The sequence below is a fragment of the Janthinobacterium sp. HH102 genome (assembly GCF_001758625.2).
Classification (GTDB): Bacteria; Pseudomonadota; Gammaproteobacteria; order Burkholderiales; family Burkholderiaceae_D; genus Janthinobacterium.
The window spans coordinates 5,486,191-5,503,199 of sequence record NZ_CP062062.1; the positions used below are offsets into that span (position 1 = coordinate 5,486,191).

21 protein-coding genes are annotated in these 17,009 nt (G+C 58.6%); 4 read left to right on the forward strand and 17 right to left on the reverse strand.

The genetic code is table 11. The annotated features are described in order from the left end of the window. Positions 1 to 30: 30 nt before the first annotated feature. The 17 genes from JAB4_RS24945 to JAB4_RS25025 all read right to left on the reverse strand — a co-directional run bounded on the left by JAB4_RS24945 (position 31) and on the right by JAB4_RS25025 (position 14,786). Positions 31 to 594 (reverse strand): hypothetical protein, encoded by a 564-nt coding sequence (locus tag JAB4_RS24945; RefSeq protein WP_070217927.1) that lies wholly within the window; start codon positions 592 to 594, stop codon positions 31 to 33. Then, positions 594 to 926, reverse strand: coding sequence for a hypothetical protein (locus JAB4_RS24950; RefSeq protein ID WP_070217925.1), 333 nt, complete (start codon positions 924 to 926; stop codon positions 594 to 596). Before JAB4_RS24950 ends, JAB4_RS24945 begins: the two co-directional genes overlap by 1 nt. Then, complete coding sequence (locus JAB4_RS24955) at positions 923 to 1,153, reverse strand: hypothetical protein (RefSeq protein WP_139143592.1); 231 nt, start codon at positions 1,151 to 1,153, stop codon at positions 923 to 925. Before JAB4_RS24955 ends, JAB4_RS24950 begins: the two co-directional genes overlap by 4 nt. Positions 1,154 to 1,155: 2 nt before the next feature. Then, positions 1,156 to 2,229 carry a major capsid protein gene (locus JAB4_RS24960; RefSeq protein ID WP_070217923.1) on the reverse strand — a complete coding sequence of 358 codons (1,074 nt, stop codon included), beginning with the start codon at positions 2,227 to 2,229 and terminating at the stop codon, positions 1,156 to 1,158. Positions 2,230 to 2,294: 65 nt separating this feature from the next. Beyond that, positions 2,295 to 2,711, reverse strand: coding sequence for a head decoration protein (locus JAB4_RS24965; protein WP_070217922.1), 417 nt, complete (start codon positions 2,709 to 2,711; stop codon positions 2,295 to 2,297). A 31-nt stretch (positions 2,712 to 2,742) separates the two neighbouring features. Then, positions 2,743 to 3,324 carry a hypothetical protein gene (locus tag JAB4_RS24970; RefSeq protein WP_175444720.1) on the reverse strand — a complete coding sequence of 194 codons (582 nt, stop codon included), beginning with the start codon at positions 3,322 to 3,324 and terminating at the stop codon, positions 2,743 to 2,745. A 20-nt stretch (positions 3,325 to 3,344) separates the two neighbouring features. After that, on the reverse strand, positions 3,345 to 4,211 hold the full coding sequence (locus tag JAB4_RS24975) for a S49 family peptidase (protein WP_070217920.1): 867 nt from the start codon (positions 4,209 to 4,211) through the stop codon (positions 3,345 to 3,347). After that, entirely contained in the window at positions 4,211 to 5,839 is a 1,629-nt protein-coding gene (locus JAB4_RS24980; protein WP_070217918.1) for a phage portal protein, read from the reverse strand. Before JAB4_RS24980 ends, JAB4_RS24975 begins: the two co-directional genes overlap by 1 nt. Continuing rightward, complete coding sequence (gene gpW, locus JAB4_RS24985) at positions 5,839 to 6,105, reverse strand: gpW family head-tail joining protein (RefSeq protein WP_070217916.1); 267 nt, start codon at positions 6,103 to 6,105, stop codon at positions 5,839 to 5,841. Before gpW ends, JAB4_RS24980 begins: the two co-directional genes overlap by 1 nt. A gap of 7 nt (positions 6,106 to 6,112) precedes the next feature. Then, the gene (locus JAB4_RS24990; RefSeq protein ID WP_217494512.1) at positions 6,113 to 8,260 is read right to left on the reverse strand and encodes a terminase gpA endonuclease subunit; all 2,148 of its coding nucleotides are present in this window, start codon (positions 8,258 to 8,260) and stop codon (positions 6,113 to 6,115) included. Next, positions 8,187 to 8,705 carry a terminase small subunit gene (locus JAB4_RS24995; RefSeq protein ID WP_070217911.1) on the reverse strand — a complete coding sequence of 173 codons (519 nt, stop codon included), beginning with the start codon at positions 8,703 to 8,705 and terminating at the stop codon, positions 8,187 to 8,189. Before JAB4_RS24995 ends, JAB4_RS24990 begins: the two co-directional genes overlap by 74 nt. 146 nt (positions 8,706 to 8,851) lie before the next feature. Beyond that, positions 8,852 to 9,529: a hypothetical protein gene (locus tag JAB4_RS25000; RefSeq protein ID WP_070217909.1), complete on the reverse strand. Its 678-nt coding sequence runs from the start codon at positions 9,527 to 9,529 to the stop codon at positions 8,852 to 8,854. A gap of 302 nt (positions 9,530 to 9,831) precedes the next feature. Next, entirely contained in the window at positions 9,832 to 10,479 is a 648-nt protein-coding gene (locus JAB4_RS25005; RefSeq protein ID WP_070217907.1) for a hypothetical protein, read from the reverse strand. 3 nt (positions 10,480 to 10,482) lie between these two features. Then, the gene (locus JAB4_RS25010) at positions 10,483 to 10,767 is read right to left on the reverse strand and encodes a hypothetical protein (protein WP_070217905.1); all 285 of its coding nucleotides are present in this window, start codon (positions 10,765 to 10,767) and stop codon (positions 10,483 to 10,485) included. A gap of 302 nt (positions 10,768 to 11,069) precedes the next feature. Continuing rightward, a complete protein-coding gene (locus JAB4_RS25015; protein ID WP_070308419.1) occupies positions 11,070 to 13,853 on the reverse strand; it encodes a DUF5906 domain-containing protein in 2,784 nt (927 codons plus the stop codon). A 22-nt stretch (positions 13,854 to 13,875) separates the two neighbouring features. After that, positions 13,876 to 14,322 (reverse strand): hypothetical protein, encoded by a 447-nt coding sequence (locus JAB4_RS25020; RefSeq protein WP_070217901.1) that lies wholly within the window; start codon positions 14,320 to 14,322, stop codon positions 13,876 to 13,878. Then, a complete protein-coding gene (locus tag JAB4_RS25025) occupies positions 14,319 to 14,786 on the reverse strand; it encodes a YmfL family putative regulatory protein (protein ID WP_070217899.1) in 468 nt (155 codons plus the stop codon). Before JAB4_RS25025 ends, JAB4_RS25020 begins: the two co-directional genes overlap by 4 nt. A 444-nt stretch (positions 14,787 to 15,230) precedes the next feature. Here JAB4_RS25025 and JAB4_RS25030 point away from each other — a divergent pair, with 444 nt between their 5' ends. The 4 genes from JAB4_RS25030 (at position 15,231) to JAB4_RS25045 (ending at position 16,991) form a co-directional block, all read left to right on the forward strand. Further along, positions 15,231 to 15,923: an XRE family transcriptional regulator gene (locus JAB4_RS25030; RefSeq protein ID WP_070217897.1), complete on the forward strand. Its 693-nt coding sequence runs from the start codon at positions 15,231 to 15,233 to the stop codon at positions 15,921 to 15,923. 174 nt (positions 15,924 to 16,097) lie between these two features. Beyond that, the gene (locus JAB4_RS25035; RefSeq protein WP_139143589.1) at positions 16,098 to 16,307 is read left to right on the forward strand and encodes a hypothetical protein; all 210 of its coding nucleotides are present in this window, start codon (positions 16,098 to 16,100) and stop codon (positions 16,305 to 16,307) included. A gap of 151 nt (positions 16,308 to 16,458) precedes the next feature. Then, on the forward strand, positions 16,459 to 16,791 hold the full coding sequence (locus JAB4_RS25040; RefSeq protein WP_070217895.1) for a hypothetical protein: 333 nt from the start codon (positions 16,459 to 16,461) through the stop codon (positions 16,789 to 16,791). Beyond that, positions 16,788 to 16,991: a hypothetical protein gene (locus tag JAB4_RS25045; RefSeq protein WP_070217892.1), complete on the forward strand. Its 204-nt coding sequence runs from the start codon at positions 16,788 to 16,790 to the stop codon at positions 16,989 to 16,991. The genes JAB4_RS25040 and JAB4_RS25045 overlap by 4 nt, the downstream gene beginning before the upstream one ends. The last annotated feature ends 18 nt before the right edge of the window (positions 16,992 to 17,009 follow it).

Consider the following 17,009-nt stretch of genomic DNA (forward strand, 5'->3'; position numbering starts at 1 on the left):
GAACTCCTGAAGTAAGAGCGTGAAGTGGCGTCAGCCAGCCACATCGTGGCTTGATGCGAACATTGGATTGGGATGATTGCCGGTCGAGTCGTAGGCCTGGCCAGCGGTAAAGACAAGACCGAAGTCTCCCAAATCCACTGGATCACCGGGTTTGAATGCGTCGAAGCTTTCCGGCAACTCGGCCTGCAAAGTCATACGGGCAGCCCCAAAATGAACGCGGCCATCCGCCGTAACCTCTGTGCGCGTGTCGCAAGAGACCAGGGCCGCCGCACAGGTCAAGTCATAGCTCGAAAAGAGCGCCGTCTCGATGGCGAAACACAATGCCTCAATTGCATCCTGTGCGGACTCAGCGGTCATCCCGCTCACTCGTGCCTCAATTTCGATACCGACGGTCGTAGAGAATGTCGGCTGACCTTTCGATAGGGAAACCTTCCGGTCATCCGGTGAGCGCAAGAGAATCGCCGGCAAATCTTCCGGAGGCGTATCCCAGTCGCCAGGTGAGTCTATGGTCACCTGGGAAAAGGTTTCTCCGGTCAGGGCAGCCAGGGCAAGCAGGCGGATATGCCTGCGCGCCAGGATGGATGTATTGACCATCACTCCCCCACGTAATTCAGCAGCAATAGCGCGCCGCCAATACCGCTCAGCTGCACTTCCTTGACTACGAAGGTACCGCCGCCATGTAACGCGGTCGACTTGATAGCCACACGATCCTTCTGCTTGGGAGGAATGGGGAAGTCGGACAACAGCACCCCCAATGCAGGCATCTCCGTCGTCACGCCCATACCACCAGTCAAGTCGAGGCTTTTATAGGCTTCATGGAAGGTTCCATGGATATCAAACGCTGCACCAGCCATCGGCTGGTAGCGCGCCTGATCACCAAACACAGCCATGACTGGACCGTTGACCATCCGGTTCCAGTCGATCATTCTGCAGGAGGGGGTTGTTCACCGTCCCCGTCCTTTTCAAAAGCCGGCCCCGGCGCGATGGTTGGCGCGGTCGCGGCAGGGTCGAGCAGGTAGCCGCCCTTGCGCAGCCACGCCACTTCGCCCGCAGGCAGCGTCACATCACCACCTGGACCGACGTGAATGCCTTCAAATTTGACGGTGCGACCCGGTGCGACCACTGCTTTAACAAGTTTTTCAATTTTGGCCATGATCAGAATACTTTCGGAGTTGCTACGGTTGCGCAGAGCGAGGCGTTGACGCGAGAAGGGATGACAATCGGCGAAGACTGCATCATGATCAGGCGCTGGGCCGGATCGTTTTCGACCCACGTCTTCGGTGCGTATGGCAAGGCCGTGTAGTTAAAGGCCGGGTCCAGGATCAGGCCGAAGGCGCGCGTACCCATCAGGTCGGGGCCGCTCATGATGACCTTGCCGTCATCCACCATGGCACGCTCGACGCCGTTTTCATCGATGTACCAGTCGTTGTAGACCCACAGATCGTACTGGCCCCATTTGCCCTTGTACTGGGCGCCGCGCTGGACCTGCGCGCCGATATTCACGTTGTTGCCTTCGCCGGAACGTGGGTAATGCAGCGACGTTTTGACGTTGCTGTCGAGCTTGAAGTATTTCCACGAAGTGGTCGTGAAAATCAAATCGGTAGCAGTACCGCCCGATTTTTTCAGGATGACATGCCCCCACTCTTCGATGCTGTCCGAAGGCGCGGTATAAATGCCATTGGCGCCGACCGCCGCAAAAGCCGTATCCCATTTGTCAGCGCCCGTCAATGCGAGTGACAAGCCCGGATCGCGGCCGAAGTCGACCAGTACGGCCGGAAAACCATCGCCCACGATCAGCACCGTGCCATTCATGAGGGCTGATGCCGCCATCCATTCCAGGCGGCGGTCGATCATGTCGATCTGATCCGACAGTTCTGCTTCGAGGTTGGCTGCTTCGCGGTCGGCGCCGCTCAATTCCCCGCCGATACGCTCGCCGATCATGCGACGTACAGGCTTGCGCAGGTCTGGGGCACGCTTATCCTTGATATACGCCGGCTTAAACTGGTTGGTCTGCTGACGGCGCTGCTCGACCAGCTTGCCCTGCACGAGCGGCGAGACAAATGGCGACATGCGGCGCAGGCCGACATCGACGTCGATCGAAACGAACTCGGTGTCGGACATCACGATGTTCGGGAAAAAGCGATCCAGCAGAAACTTCTGCGGGCGCTTCAAATTGGGCACCACACCGATCAAGGCATTGGTGTTAAACAAAAACGAGCCAGTAGGCATACATTACTCCGGGAGTTTGGACGAAAAAAAAGCCCTCGTTAGAGGGCCTTAGTGGGCGTTGCTGGTCAGGTCGGATCGGCAGCGGATACCGAACCCTTGACGTAGATGGACAAGGGCCGCAGGGCAGCGGCTGCGGCACCGAGTGTGATGCCAGTGCCAAGCGTCATTGCGGCGCCGTTGAATTCCCCGGCGATATAAACACCGGCGCTCACATCGCCAGTGGTCGCATCAACGTTGTCGACAGCAACGACTGCCGGGTTCTGCGAACCATCCGCTGCAGCGGCGAGCGCCAGAACGTACTTCCCCGAGGCCGTGATACGGCCAAGTACGGCGCCACGCGGGAACACCTGGCCCGCCAGCACGGTCACGTTATCCGTAACAAGGGCATGGCGACCCGCGATCAGCTGATCCGGGACAAAGGTTTCGGCATAAATGCCGGGGATCTGCGGGCTACCACCCACCGAGTTGACGGTCAGACTCATGTTGCGCTTCCTTTAAGTGACGGGTTGAAAACTATTTTTCGCCGCGACGGGCCCTGCCGGCGGCGACAATCTTGGCCGCGATGGCCGCATCGCTGCCATTTGCAGGAGCAGCCGCAGCACCAGCGCCGACGTTCTGCGGCTTGACACCGGCCATGCGGCTGGCCAGGCTGGCCGGCTGCGGCGCGCCACTAGCAGCGAAGGTCTCCAGCATGCTGATCGCATCGGCGCTGGACATGCTCGTATTGAAGGCCAGGTGCGCGGCCACGTCCGGCCGCGTGCCTGCTGCAGCGCATTTGAAGATCGAGGCGCAGCGGGCGCGCTCAGATTTGCGCGCTGCCTTTTCCTTGTCGTCTTCGTCTTCTTCGGCTTTCTTGGCCCTTCTGGCTTCGTCTTCCTTTTTCTTTTCTTCTTTTTCTTCTTCTTCCGCGCGGCGGGCGTCTTCTTTCTTTTTCTCTTCTTCCTCTTCGTCTTCCATGCGCCGGGCATAGTCTTCGTCGGATTCGTCACTGCGCTGCTTTTTGTCGTCATCATCGTCTTCGACTGCAGCCGAGGCGGACATGCCCAGCAAGTGGGCAAAAGGCAAAGCTGCTGCCATTCTCGAAATTTTGCTCATGTGTTCTCCAAAGTAAAAGGTTAGGCAATTTCAGTAAGCAATGCCCGAAATGCGGCATCAGGGGCCATCACATCATCCGCAAGCGCCTGGCCGACACCAGCCGCCCCCAGGTACGTTGCGGCCTGGGTATCGCGGACCAACTTGTCCGAGATATTCCGATTGCGGGCAACGGTAGTCACAAACAATTCACCCATCATGTCGATATCGCCCTGGAAGCGCGCAAGCGCCTCCGGGGACAGGGGAATTTCAGGATGTCCATCGGCCTTCGACTCGCCGTAGGTGATGAACGTCACCTTGAAGCCGGCTCCGGTCAGCGCCTTCGACCAGTCCATGTGCATCCAGATGACACCGACCGAGCCGACACCACCAGTACGCGGGACCGTGATACGGTCAGCGGCGCTGGCAATTGCGTAGGCCGCCGAATAAGCGCACTCGTTCAGGATCGACCAGACAGGCTTCTTGCCCCGCGCACGGTAGATTGTGTCCACCAGGTCAAAACAGCCGGCCACTTCACCACCTGGGCTGTCGATATCGAGCATGATTGCCTTCACATCAGGATCGCTCAACGCCATCAGGAAGTTCTGGCGGATGCCGTCATAGCCAGTCATGCCAGACCACGGCCTCAATGAGCCGAGTTTCTGCACCAGCGTGCCGTACACCTCGATAATGGCCACACCGGCGACCACCTCGTAGCCGGCACGGCCATTACGGCCCGGCGATGAATAAACTACTTCATCGTCTTCCATCATCAGCGGCGCTGGGTTCAGGCGCGCGATCTGGCTGATACCCAAGCGGTCGGCCAGCGCCGCCATGATCACCTCTGCCTTGCCAGGCGCGATTGCCAGCGGCGTGTTGAACAACCGCTGGGCCAGGAATTCAAATTTCATCAGGTAGCCTTTTCTTCTTCAGTTGCGGACGTTGCCTCGAACCCAGCCGCCCATTCCGGCAGTTTGATACCCAGTTCCTTGAAACGAGCGATCTCGATGGCGCGCTGGTTCAATGTCTCGCGCCAGTCGACACCACCCAGTTCCGCCGCCTCGTCTTCGAGTGTGGACAGGCCGGCATCCATGCCGAGAATGGCACCCTGGCGCTCTTTCACCGGATCGATGATGCCGCGACCTGGTCCCATCCACTTGGCCCGTGAGTAAGCCGTCCGGAACTCGTGATACTGCGGGGCGCCACGTGGCAAAGGCAGGTTGTCGACTTCCATCGCTTCTTCGGCAAAGACGCTGACAAGCGACTGGCCGAAGCCCACCGCATAATCATTGCGCCGCCGCGATAGCGTTTTCCACGCCTCCAGCATGGCGCCACGCGCCGAGCTGTAGTTCACGTCCGACCAGTCGTTGCTGACCTGCTGCGCGGACAAACCGGTACCAGCCGCAAAATTGCGCAGGACCGCAGCCTCAAACGCCTGAAAGTTGGCGTTTGGCCGCGTCGCCGTGACCGCGTTGATTTTTTCGCCAGGGAACAGGATTGGCATACGTGAGCCGCCCAGCTTGATCCTGCGGTCGTCATGAAACTCTTTGCGCTGCTCCTGGTAGCCTGAAAGCTGTTCGCTGTCCATCGCCTCTTCCACCAACGCCGGGTCATAGGGCGATTCGATGTAAGCGGCAAAAATGGCATTGATGATCGATGCATCCAACTCGGCGCCGTCATACTTGACCAGCATTTTCAGCCGCTGCAGCACGGGAGAAAAGATGCCTACGCCTCGGTGTTGACCAGCACGCTCGTGGTCAAAATCGTGGATGATGATCGGCCGGCCCCAACTGGTTTCGCGCTCGATGCGCTCCCACGTCACAGACTTGGCACCGGCGAAGAAGTCACCCTGGTGCGCGCGGCGGATGTGATACGCAACAGCCGCGCCGTATGCATCAATCTCGACGCCGCCACGCACTTCGTTGTTGTCAAACACCAGCTGCGGGTTCGACAGGCGATCCGGGTCGAGAATCTGGATGGCGGTTGCATATCGCGCACGCCCAGGCCCCTGACGCTCGGGGAGCCAATGCACCATAGCTAGCGCATCGCCATCAACAATCTTGTGGCGAAAGCCCAAACGCATTTGCTGGCCCACCGTCATTTCGCGCTGAGTGTCGCTGTAACGGCCAATATCGTTCGACCAGGTTCTGTAGCTGGCCTCCAAGCACTGGCCGAACTCATCGGCCCACATGTGGTCGAATTCCTTGATTCCCGTGTGAGCGCGCAAGGCCGCATAATCCGGCTTGAAAATAGGCCGGAAGGAAGCACCGATCGCGTTGTCCAGGATGCGTGTGACGGCGCCGGATGCCCAGCCGTCATTGCGTACCATGTCGCGTACACGCGAGATGATTCGGTCGCGGTGCATGTTGAGGTCGCCATCAGGCGAACCCAGGTATGGATTCCAGTCGGCCATGTGGTCGCCGTACATGTCGGCGGCGTCGTATGGCGCACCACCGGTACCGGACAGCATCGACGCGCGGCCGCGATGCGGAGGCAGCGGCTGACCATTTGGCCCGAGAATTTTGACGGGGCTGCCCATCAGAATCGGAACCGCATTGGTCGACGCGCACGGCTGACGATGCCCAGTTGCTGCTGCAGCGTCCGGATCAGCACGACCAGCTGCGAAATATTCGTCTGGGTATAGGTTACGGCGCGCGCACCGTCGCCCTGGGTATACGAATAAGACGTTCCCTTGGCGCCCGACGACAGGTCGATGTAGGCTTGCTGCGCCTCAGCCAGAGTCTTTTTCAGCGCGTCAGTGGACATGCCGGCCAGCAAGCTGGTGGATGCATTAAATGGTGTCATGAAATTCCTACGCGAATCGATTGGTACGTTTTTTCAATGCCGACGGAGCGGCGAAGGATACGACTCGCACGGCTACCGGCGCCGGCGCAGTTGTGGCTTCTACAGGTTGCTGTGCCACAGCCGGCAGCATGGCTTCCAGCGCGGCTGCAACTGCGCTCTTGAGCGGTGCCGCGACATCACTCGGCAGCACCGGCACATCGGGCTGCTCATCGTCGTCAAACAATGCGGCCTGGCTCAACTTGGCCTCCAGCGAACTCCACTGAGCCGGCGTGCGAAGATGAACCTTTGCCGCGCGGCTTGCATGCAATGCATACACCTCGCAGTCCAGCACCTCGTTGCGACGGCCGATTTTCTTTTGCCAAGCCTTGACGATATGGCCGTTGCTGGTCCGTACTGGTGCCTTGACCTCCGACTCCAGCAGCTGGCTGTAATACTCCGGGCTGGCGTTCCGGTAGGTATGGAACCGGCCGGGCCCGTCGCCTTCCAGCGACACCCGGCCACGCTCGCCTATCAGCAGGTCCTTGGCGCGCGACGTGCCGACGATGAACACCTGCAGGCCATACTTCGCCGCTTTGGTGTTGCGCCGGTTCGTGTCCTTCGTGGGCACCGGCCGCGCAAAGATCTCGGAATCCGTCAGGCTCGAACCCTTGATGGCCATGACGAATTCGATACCCTTGCGCTGGCGGTTTCGCACCCACTTGTAAGTGGCGTCAGACGTCGTGCCGTCCGACGTATCAAGGCTGACGGCGGAGACGCCAATCTTAAAACCACGCACCGAGCGGTATTTGTGAAACAAAATTGCGTCCAGGTCAGCCCACACGGGATCTTCATACACGCCAGGCGTGCCGAATATCCGGATGTACTGCACCAGCCAGCTCTCTTCGCCACGGCCATAAGCGCGCAACACCACCTCGATGCGGTCATGCTGGATATCGATACCGGCGACAAGAATCAGGCCACCAATCGGAACCGTGTTTGCCTCGTAATCCAGTTCGCGCTCCTGAAGCGCACCAGCGGTTGGCATGTCGCCCTTGTACGTATAAGGCAATCCCTTGCTGCTGTTCACAAATGCGATCAGCGGCCCCGCATCGCCACGACTCAGGTCATGTAGTGCGGTCAACCACTTTTCCATCAGCAACGACATGCGCGAGCCGGGGAACGGACTCATCAGCTCATTGAAGTAAAAGCCGGCGACGCCACGAAACGGCGCAGTAGCGACCCAGCTCCCCTTGCGCACGTACCGATTCTTCTGTGCATCGTTCCAGGTGCTGCCGCAGGCCGGGCACGCGTAGTACGAAGTCTCGGGCCGCTTGGTGCCAAAGATTGGATGGTTCTGCAGCGGGTCTTCCAGGCAGCGCAAATTCTCAAAGTCGAGCGGATGCGCCTCGCCACAATCGCCGCACGGGATCATCGCCTGGCGCTTGTCCGAATTTTCCATTTCAGCGACGACAGCCGAAACACCCTCAATGGTCGGCGTGCCACCAATGATCAGCTTCGGTCGAGCGTAGGTCTTCACACGCTCCTCAGCCAGCTTGATCGAGTCCCCCTGCCCCCTCAGATTCAGATTGCAATCGTCCGGCTCTTCCACGAACACTCGCGGCGTCGGCGTCGACTTGACCGATGAAGGCGAATTCGAGCCGACCAGCTTCAGGAAGCCACCAGGAAACCGCTTGAACAACTGGCGCTGCTGCGCCTTCCTGCTGCGCAGGTCGATCTTGCCGCGCAAGCGGGGTGTCGCGTCGACCATTGGCTCAAACTTCTCGGCCATGTACTCCTTAGCCGACGCTTCCTTCGGGAACAGCCCGAGGATAGGCGATGGATCGCTGTCGACCCACTTCGCCAGGGCGTTGCCGATCACGCCCGACGTCCATGCGATCTGTGCGGACTTCTGCCCGACCACCTTGCGCACGGTTGGATCGTCGATCGCATCGAGCGGCCCGTTTTCCCATGCCAGGTATGGAGTCACATCCAGGTTGTACTTGCCCGGCAGCTGCGACTCCAGCTCGGACAGGTAGCGGTACTTCCGCGCCCAGGCGCGGGTACTGATTTTCGGTGCAGGCGCCCAGCGCCGCTGTACTTCTTTAATCGTCGTCGCCACCGTCGAGCGCATCATCGCTTTCAGGGTCGGGTTCATCAGAATCGAATGCGTCGACATCAAAACTCTCCAGCTTGGCCAGCGAGGCCTCGATCTGCACCAGGATCAGATCGGTATCGACCGTGATGTTATGCAATGCATGAATTTCGCCCACTAGCCTGAGCGGCAGTGACAACAGTTCTGTTTTGGCCGCGATGATGTGATCGGACCAGGCGCGCTCGAACAGTGCGGCCGGCGCCAGTTGGCCCAGCCTCTCGGCCAGGTCGACTTCGACCATGTCCGCCTTCAAACGATCCAAGCGGTCACGCGGCTTTTCTGCGGAGCGGCGCGCGATGTCGCGCTCGATCATCCACTGGATGACCTTGGCAGTATCGTAGCTATTTCCAACGCCCCGCCCCCCATTGATTTCAAAAGGGAAGCCTGGTTCTTTCTGCCACTCGGTGAATGTCCGCTCCGACACGCCCATGATCTCCGACAGGTCGCGCTTGTTGACCAGCTTTCCCATATCGGTACCCAGTAATCTAAAAAGGAAGGAAGCGTATGCAATTCCTCAGCTAGAGAAAGAACGGGGCGCGCAATGCCCTCGGGAGCAAACCCTCCAGGGAGGACCCGTTGATTTTGGCACCGCCTTTACACTCGACCGGCTGGTCGTCAGGGACGGGCCGTCCCTATTGCTTTGATCATTGCCTTGTCCATCTCGGCATTGAAGTTGGCATTGACCATTGCCGTTGCCCGAGCGTGGTAGCCTAGATGTGTCCTGACTGCGAGCGCATCACCGAATCGAATCAACAGCTTCAGTGCCCCGGACGTGTTGACACCCCGCGAACTGATGCGCGTCTTGCCTGTCTTCTTATTGGTGATCGTTGCCTTAGCTGCCGTGCGCTGCCATACACCATTGACGATGCCCTTCTTTGTCCTGACCGGCCCAATGAAGATATCGCTGCGCCCTTTCAACGCGGCCAGCGTACCCTTGCGCAACTGCCCATATTGATTGAGCGCGATGTCCTTGGGATTGAGGAGCGCCTTGCCGGCCAGCTTATGTACACCACCACGCTCATATGGCTCCAGATACTCTGCCGCCTTGTCCATCACGTACACCTTGGCCACCAGGTTATCCTTGCGCGCTGCCATAGCCTTCACCGAGCGCAGCGTAAACGGCGACGGGTTCTTGAGCTTCGCGGACAGATTCTTAACCGCATCAGCAGCTACCAACTTGGACAGCGACGTCAATGCTAAGGCTGTGGCATATGGCATTTGCCGCTTGGCCAGGTCGCTCAACCCGCGCTCTACGTCTGCGAGATTGGTCCGGACGGATATTTCAAGGGCCATTCTTTCTCCATCCAGTACATGTGCAGACGTCTGCACAAAACACCCCACAAGAAAAGCGGCCGCCTTGTGGTTGAAGGGTCCGCCTCTGCGCCCTATCATCAACACAAATAAAAAAGCCCACTGAAGTGGGCAAGCACCAGAAACGAATGTATCCCCCGCTATGGAGCGGATCGAGATAGATCACCTCTTTCGCTGTTGAGAAATCGTCTCGTTAAACGCAAAAAAGCCCGCTTGTGCGGGCTTTAGGCGTTACTGCTGCGAGAATGACCGAAATATACACCCGCTGTAACAGCCGCGTCAAGCTATTGCAAAAACTCCTCGACCACGCCATCAGCAACAAAGCTTGGTGCGAGTCGGCTATAGGCCATCTGTTCAAGCTCCCGCACATGCCCGTGCATCTTTATCGATGCCCGCTGGTAGGTCATGTGGCTTGCGCCGAATGACTTGGCCAGGTCGCGCACCGTGATGTCCAGTTGCTTATGATTGGCGAACAATCGCCCAAGCATGCAGTCGATAGCATGCGGGTTCAGTCCAGGGAACATTGGCCGGAACCAATCCGCCAATCCCTTGATGGCCTCGATGCGCTCAACCGAGAAAGCAAAGCGGCGATGACCATCCACATCTTCGAAATCCGTCTGCCCGTACTTCGCCTGCAGCACCCACATTTCCGTCTTCGGCAGCCGGTGCTTTACCGCCTGCAGCACCATGGCGCACTGGGCGCGCACCTCGTTGCCATCCAGGCCGCCGAAATTGATTGTTCCCGACGCCGTGCCGCGCAGCTGCTCCAGCCAGCAACGCTGCCGTCCGTTCAATTGCACCGACTCCATGGCCTTGATAAGCGCCGCCCGTAATGGCGCGTCCTGCTTTGCCTCCTGGGCCATGATCAGAAACGACACATGCACCGCCTGCCCCACGTTTTCAAATACCGCTTCTTCCGCTTTCACTTCCATCGCCTAGCCCCTTTTCTCGTTATCAATCGCTTGCTGATCCAATGCTGCCTGCCATGCCACTTCACCCATCCGCCCCACATACCGCCCTGGCGCCCTATCCAGCAGCACGCCCCGATAAACCGGCGTGCCCACCTCATACCCCTTCTCAGTAGCGTGGAACCCCTGCCCACCACGCATGCCGCGCCGTATCGCCGCATCCACCACCTCCGCCCCAAATGCCTCGCGGAACGCATCGATGATCGCCGCCACCTGGGGCATTTGCTCCCGCATGCTCACCTTCTTATTCATCGTCCTGCCCTCCACTTCCTTCTTCGATGAAAACCGGCCGTATTCCGCTAACCCTTCATACCCATCACATACCCATCACATCGCTAACCCGCATGGATACTTACTTGTGATGGGTATGAGTACTGTTATTACTTCTTTCTACTTTCTGACAAAAAAATATAGCGAACCATCGACATTCAAACGGCCTTGTCCGTCAATGCGCACATGTGTGCGTGCGCGAAAACCCGTAATACCCTTCACACCCATCACATTCCAGCATTCATGCGGGTTTGCGATGTGATGACTTTGTGCGATGTGATGGCTTAACCCTCAACATCGGCCGCATCAACCCCGCTGCGACTCCGATATGCCCTCAAACTTTTCTCGAACAGGCCCGATGCATCTGCCGCCCACTCTGCAAGCGTCTTGCCTTCTGGCTTCTTCCCGGCTAAAAACACGTTGCGCTGCTTGACCACCGATCCCAGCTCATACTTGATCAGGTGCTTTTCCAACGCCTCGCCGGCGTACCGCAACACGGTGGGCGAGAAGATGGTCTGCGAGATGTACTTCGATTCCCCGCTCTTGTCGCACCAGACCTTGTATGCGTCGTATAGCTGGGTGGCGCCGCACGTGATGAACGGCAGCGGCAGGAAACCACGGCTCCAGTCGCGGTAGAAGCGCTCGGCCGGCGTCAGGCTCTTCTCGATCAAATCGTCCTTGGCGTCCGTATAGATCGGCTTGGTGTGCTCGTCAAAGTCACCCATGTCCAGCTCGTGCATCAGGTAGTGGTAGTACGCCTCGATACCGCCGCTGGCGATCTCTTCGGCCACCTGGACGTAGAACTCGCGCGACAATGCCGGCGGCGTCCAGATCACCAGGTAGCGCCGGTCCGTCTTGTCCAGGGCCAGCGGCTGTAGCTCATTCGATAGGAAGACGAAGTTCATATGGTTAGCCTCGCCATGTTCGGGCAGGCCCTTCGGGTTGATGATGATCATGTCGCCCGACACCAGGTACTTGAGCTTGCCCTTCATGTGCTTCAGTTCCGAGCGCGTCACCACCTCATCGGCCACCATGAATAGCTTCATCGAGGCCCAGTCATTGAACTGGCTCTCCAGCTGCGCATTGCCGATCACATAGCCGTATTCGCCATAGATTTTCTTGATCACCTTCTCGAAGAAGAAGTTCTTACCGCTGCCCTCGTCGCCGTGCATGATGATCGACGTCTCCATCTTCGCGCCGCGATTGCGCAGCGGATAGGCCAGCCAGCGTTCCACCCACTCGACTAGGGCATCATTGCCGTCGCACAGGTGAGCAATCAGGGTCTGGATGCGCAAGCAGCTGCCGCGTCGCGGCTGCATCTTCCAACCATTGAACAGGTTGACCGTGGCCGTGGCGCCGCTCGATGCCGGTGACGGCGTGTCCTGCGGATCGAAAACGATATTCTTTTTCAGCACCCAGCGCCGAGCTTCGCCGCCCCAAAACTTCATGACATCGTTGTTGGCCACGATGGTGCGCATGCTCGATATCTTCATCAGCATGCGCTGCGACACGTCCCACACCAGGTCTTCGCCATACACCAGCACGAAGTTTTTCAACACGTATTCCACCTGGTTCCAGTGATCCGCGCCGTATACCTTCTTCGGTTTATCTTTCGCCTGCTTGCCTTCGCCCCCCGCCCCCGGCGCGGAAGCGGAGCCGTCAGCATCTGGAGGCTCAGGCAGCGATCCATCCGCATACCCTGCCTCCAGCGCTGCTGCAAGGCGCGCATCGCTATCGTCCGCCTCTGCGTCGACAGCGCTCCTGCGGGCTGGCTGCTCCGCACCAGGGGGAGGGGGGGATTCATCCGTCACGCCTTCCAGGAACAACACCCCGAGATCAAGCACTGGCGCGATCACGCTGGCGTCGGGAAAACCAGAATCTGGCTGCTGCGCAGCAGGGGGGACCATTGAATTGGCGGCTGGCGCGGCAGGAGGAACGGGAGCAGCAGATTTGGGCTGCTGCGCAGCATGGATGGCAACCCCAATCTGCGCCGCTACCGTGTCCAGCCCCTCCTCGATCTGCAGGTCGTTGAAGTCCGACAGCTTGCGCCCCGCCCTGTCGGCGAATAACGGCATGACCATCGAAGTGCGATCCATCTTCCGGCATAACGCCGAGCAACTGGCCACGCCGGCATTCTTGAACGTGTAGCGCTGCTGCCGGCGGCCGGTGCGCACATCCGCCTCGATGTACTGCACGCCTGCCGCGTCGGCGCGCCACCAGGCAGTGACTTCCACGTCCGCACCATCGTCGGCCAGCACGACATGCGAGGCGCCGTCGATCAGAACAGCGGCCAGGACCTGATAGTCCTCGCGCAAGCGCTCGATGAAACGCTCGACTAACTGGTCATCATCGTCAGTAAGAAACAGCAGATGCGCGTGTGGGAACGCCTCGCGCAAAGCGGTAGCCACGGACGCCAAAGAACCGGCGTCAAAAGCCACGGCCACAGGCAGGTCGACGCCGGCCAGCGCTGAGGCCGCACGCGCACTCGCACATGTGGCGTAACCCTCGCCCACGGCGATGACAGTTGCGTCAAGCGGCTGTCCAAGCATGTGGTACGCGCCAGGCTTGTCTATGCCAGCGTTGTAGCGCTTCTCGCCCGCTTGGTCGATCTTCTGCAGACCAACCAGCTGCCCGGCACGCTGCAGCGGGATCAGCAATGATCCGGCGCGGTCGACGCGTACGCCCTCGCCCGCGATCTGCTTGCGGTCCAGGTACGGATGTTGCACAGCGATGCCAGCGGCTTTCATCCACTGATCTCGCGCACGGTTGGCGGCTAGCTGAGCCTCGCGCTGCTTCTTCTCGGCCTCACGCTGTTCGTTCTCACGCAGCTTGGTCGCAAACTCCGCGCGCTCGTCATCCGTCATCGCCTCGGCGTCGACTGTGACAGGTACGGTATTCCGGTTGTCGCCCTGGTGGAAACCAAAAGCGCCAGTGACGACCCTGCGGCCGGTCTTGAGAACCAGTTCGCGCAGGATGTACCAACCCTTTTTCTTCGGACCGAAACGATGAAACTTGCCATCTAATACGGGGTGATTCGTTGGAAGCGGCGGCATATCATAGTCCGCCATTTGAGCAATTACCTGGGCAACATTAGTCACTGACAATCGCTCCCATCACCCCAGGCATAGCCAGACCGTGCGGCACGCGCTGGCTGCCCATTCGAGATGGAATCGTTGCATAGTCAAACGAGCCAGGACGGGCCAGTGGCGCGCGCACCATGTTCGCGGGAGACAAAGGGAGTTTCTTGCCGACATAGCGCGGCCCGGCGACCTGGCCTGCCGGCGCCACCTTGGCTTGAGTCGAGCGGCCAACAAAATCCCATCCTTTTTGCGTCACCACGTAATCGCCAGCCTCGTGGCGTACTACGTGGCAACGCATCAGCGAATTGATAACTTCACGCTCAAACGCGGTAATCGGACGAGTCCACGCCATGGAATTCATCCAGCCATGCTGGGTGGCACGGCCGCCCAGCTGGACCAGCTTACGAAAGGCAAGATCAGGGCGCGTTCCGGCGCGCGGGCCAAAATGCGCACTCATGCCGCACCATCCTGTCCGACATCCGGCTTGCAATAAACACGGATTGTCAACGCCATTAGCTCTGACAACGCACGCTGCAGGCCATCGATATCAGCATCAAGGCAGGCCCGCTCACGTGAATCGATCACTTCGTCTGCCGTCGCCTCTTCAAAGTGGGAGGCGAAGACGCCCAAGCGGACGTAAATGTCGCGGAACTTTTTAGCCAGCACCTCATTGCCGTCGGACATATCTTCCGGCAGCTTTACGAAGGCGCCACCGCTCGATGAGGCCACAGCCTCAGCGAACAGCGTTGTGCCGGAGAACGCCTGCAGCTGCAGGGCAGTGTCCACAGTGACGCCCTGACCTTTGCGTTCGTAGACGCGGTTCTCCAGGCTATTGCGGCTCATACCCAGGGCGGCCGCAATTGCGTCCCAACCGCCAGGAAACGCCTTGATCATTCCAAGGTACGATTTTTTGATTTTCACAACATATCCTTCTTCTTGGTGGTTGTTCACATCACGCGGTCAAGCTACGCTTGCGACATGAAAATTGATCCTGCTCACGCCCGGCTTCGCGGATCGACACCTACGACGGAATGCTCCGGTACGGTATCGAGAATGTTTGTTGACGATGGCAGCTGACGTCCTGCATGACCAGGATCAGAGACGTTCCGCCCCTGTGAACTGAAGACTTCTGGCCGTGCCAGTTTCAGGAACATAAGACGTGCACGCGGGATGCCGTTGCGGCGCCACTCAGACACGGACGGGTCTTTAACTTGGCAAATCCGTGCGGTTTCTGACGTGCCGCCAAGCGCGTCAATGATTTCGTCGGCTGTAAGTTCATTAGTCATACCTTATTTTAGGCAAGCCTAAAGAAATAAGCAAGAATAATTTAGGCATCCCTTATTTGGAAGTTGTTAGGATTACCTAATGGATTGGCACAAAAGACTTACGCAGGCCCGCGAGGCCAAAAACATCAAAAAATCAGCTTTTGCGAAGCTGGTGGGAGTATCCGCGCCGACAGTTACTGACTGGGAGAACGGCGATACAAAAATGATCGAAGGCAACAACCTGGTAAAGGTTTGTCAGGTATTGGAGGTATCGCCGGATTGGCTGCTTCACGGAACCGACACTTCGAAAGAGGACGCTCAAAAGCTTATGCCTGGGTCCGTTCCAATCTCACTTATCGAAGACGACGAGGAAGCGCTTTATCGCGTTAAGTTGGTACAACTGCGACTACAGGCCGGAGTAACGGGTTTTCAAACTGAACCAGACAACACCGACGGTGGGACTCTGGGGCTGTCTAAATCATGGGTGCACCGCAAGGGCTTTGACCCTGAGAACCTCCTGGCAGTCAAGGTAAAGGGCGAAAGCATGGAACCCACCTTCTATGAGGGCGATACGATCGTCATCAATCTGGCCGACAAGAAGCTGACCGACAATGGAGTATTCGCAGTCAACTATGGCGGGGAAGCTGTTGTAAAACGTATATCGCGTGATGCCGGCCAATGGTGGCTGATGTCAGACAACTCCGATCAACGGAAGTTTTATCGCAGGAATTGTCATGGCAACGAATGCATCATTATTGGCAGGGTAGTACGTAGAGAAGGCGACCACTTCTAACCCTGCCGTTTTAGGCAATCAACCCCGCATGCCGGGGTTTTTTTTCGCCTTGCCGAAAGACCAGAGCGTCTACATAGTCAAAAATTTAGGCATGCCGAAAATATTTACTTGACTGTTTCTTTAGGCATGCCTAAACTTATTCGTATTAGCAACCACAACGATGGAGCGAAGACGATGGAAAACCTTCCAAAACCCCCTCTCACAGTTCTTGGCAGTATTCAGCAATGTATTGACGTCGCCACAAGTAGGCACCCGAAAGATCGCGTCCTGTGCACCGAGACCTTCATTGCTGCGCTATCTGGTGCGCTGCAAAGACACGACATGGCGCTGGCCAACCGCGTCTTTTCGATACTACTCACCCCAAAAAAAGAGGCCCGCCAGTGAACGCCTTCCGCGTCACCGTCACGACCTCGTGCGCGGTCACGCGCTACTACGCACTGGCCAGCACGGCCTGCGCTGCGTGCGAGGACGCCGTCGACGCCCAATGTGGCGAACCCTGCGGCGTGTCCGCGCACCCACTGTAGGAGCCTGCAGCATGCCCACCACAGCTACTCGCAAGCCGGCCAAGGCGACATTACCCAGCTCGCAAAGTCTGCACGACACATTGACAAGCGCGAACGATGCCGCAGCACTGTCGCGGTTCGCTCGCAACACCGGCTGCAGCACCGCCGAGGTATCCGGCACGGATGGCCGCCTGGGCATCTTGCAAGTGTTCGACGCGATGCGCCGGCGCGGTTACCAGGTCACGGAGCCAAAGCGACCGCAGTTCCAGCTGCGCGCCGGCTTCACAGCGTGGCTGGTAACTGTGACCCTGCCCAAGGGCGTCTCGTTCGATCTCGTTTACCACACACCAGGTGGCATCAAATGACCGCCCCGTTCGTCCACCTGGCAATCGACGTTCGTAGCGTGCTCGCCAGGCCCTTGCACGAGCTGCGCGGTTTCACGCACCCGGATGGAAAACCAATGTCGCCACGCCAGGCACAGGCCGCCCTAGTGGCGCAGTTGGCAGAGGGGCATGAACTCTTGCCAGTCGGCAGCAGCACCCCTTTCGACTTCATTAAACGCTAACCGGGCCATACCCGCCCA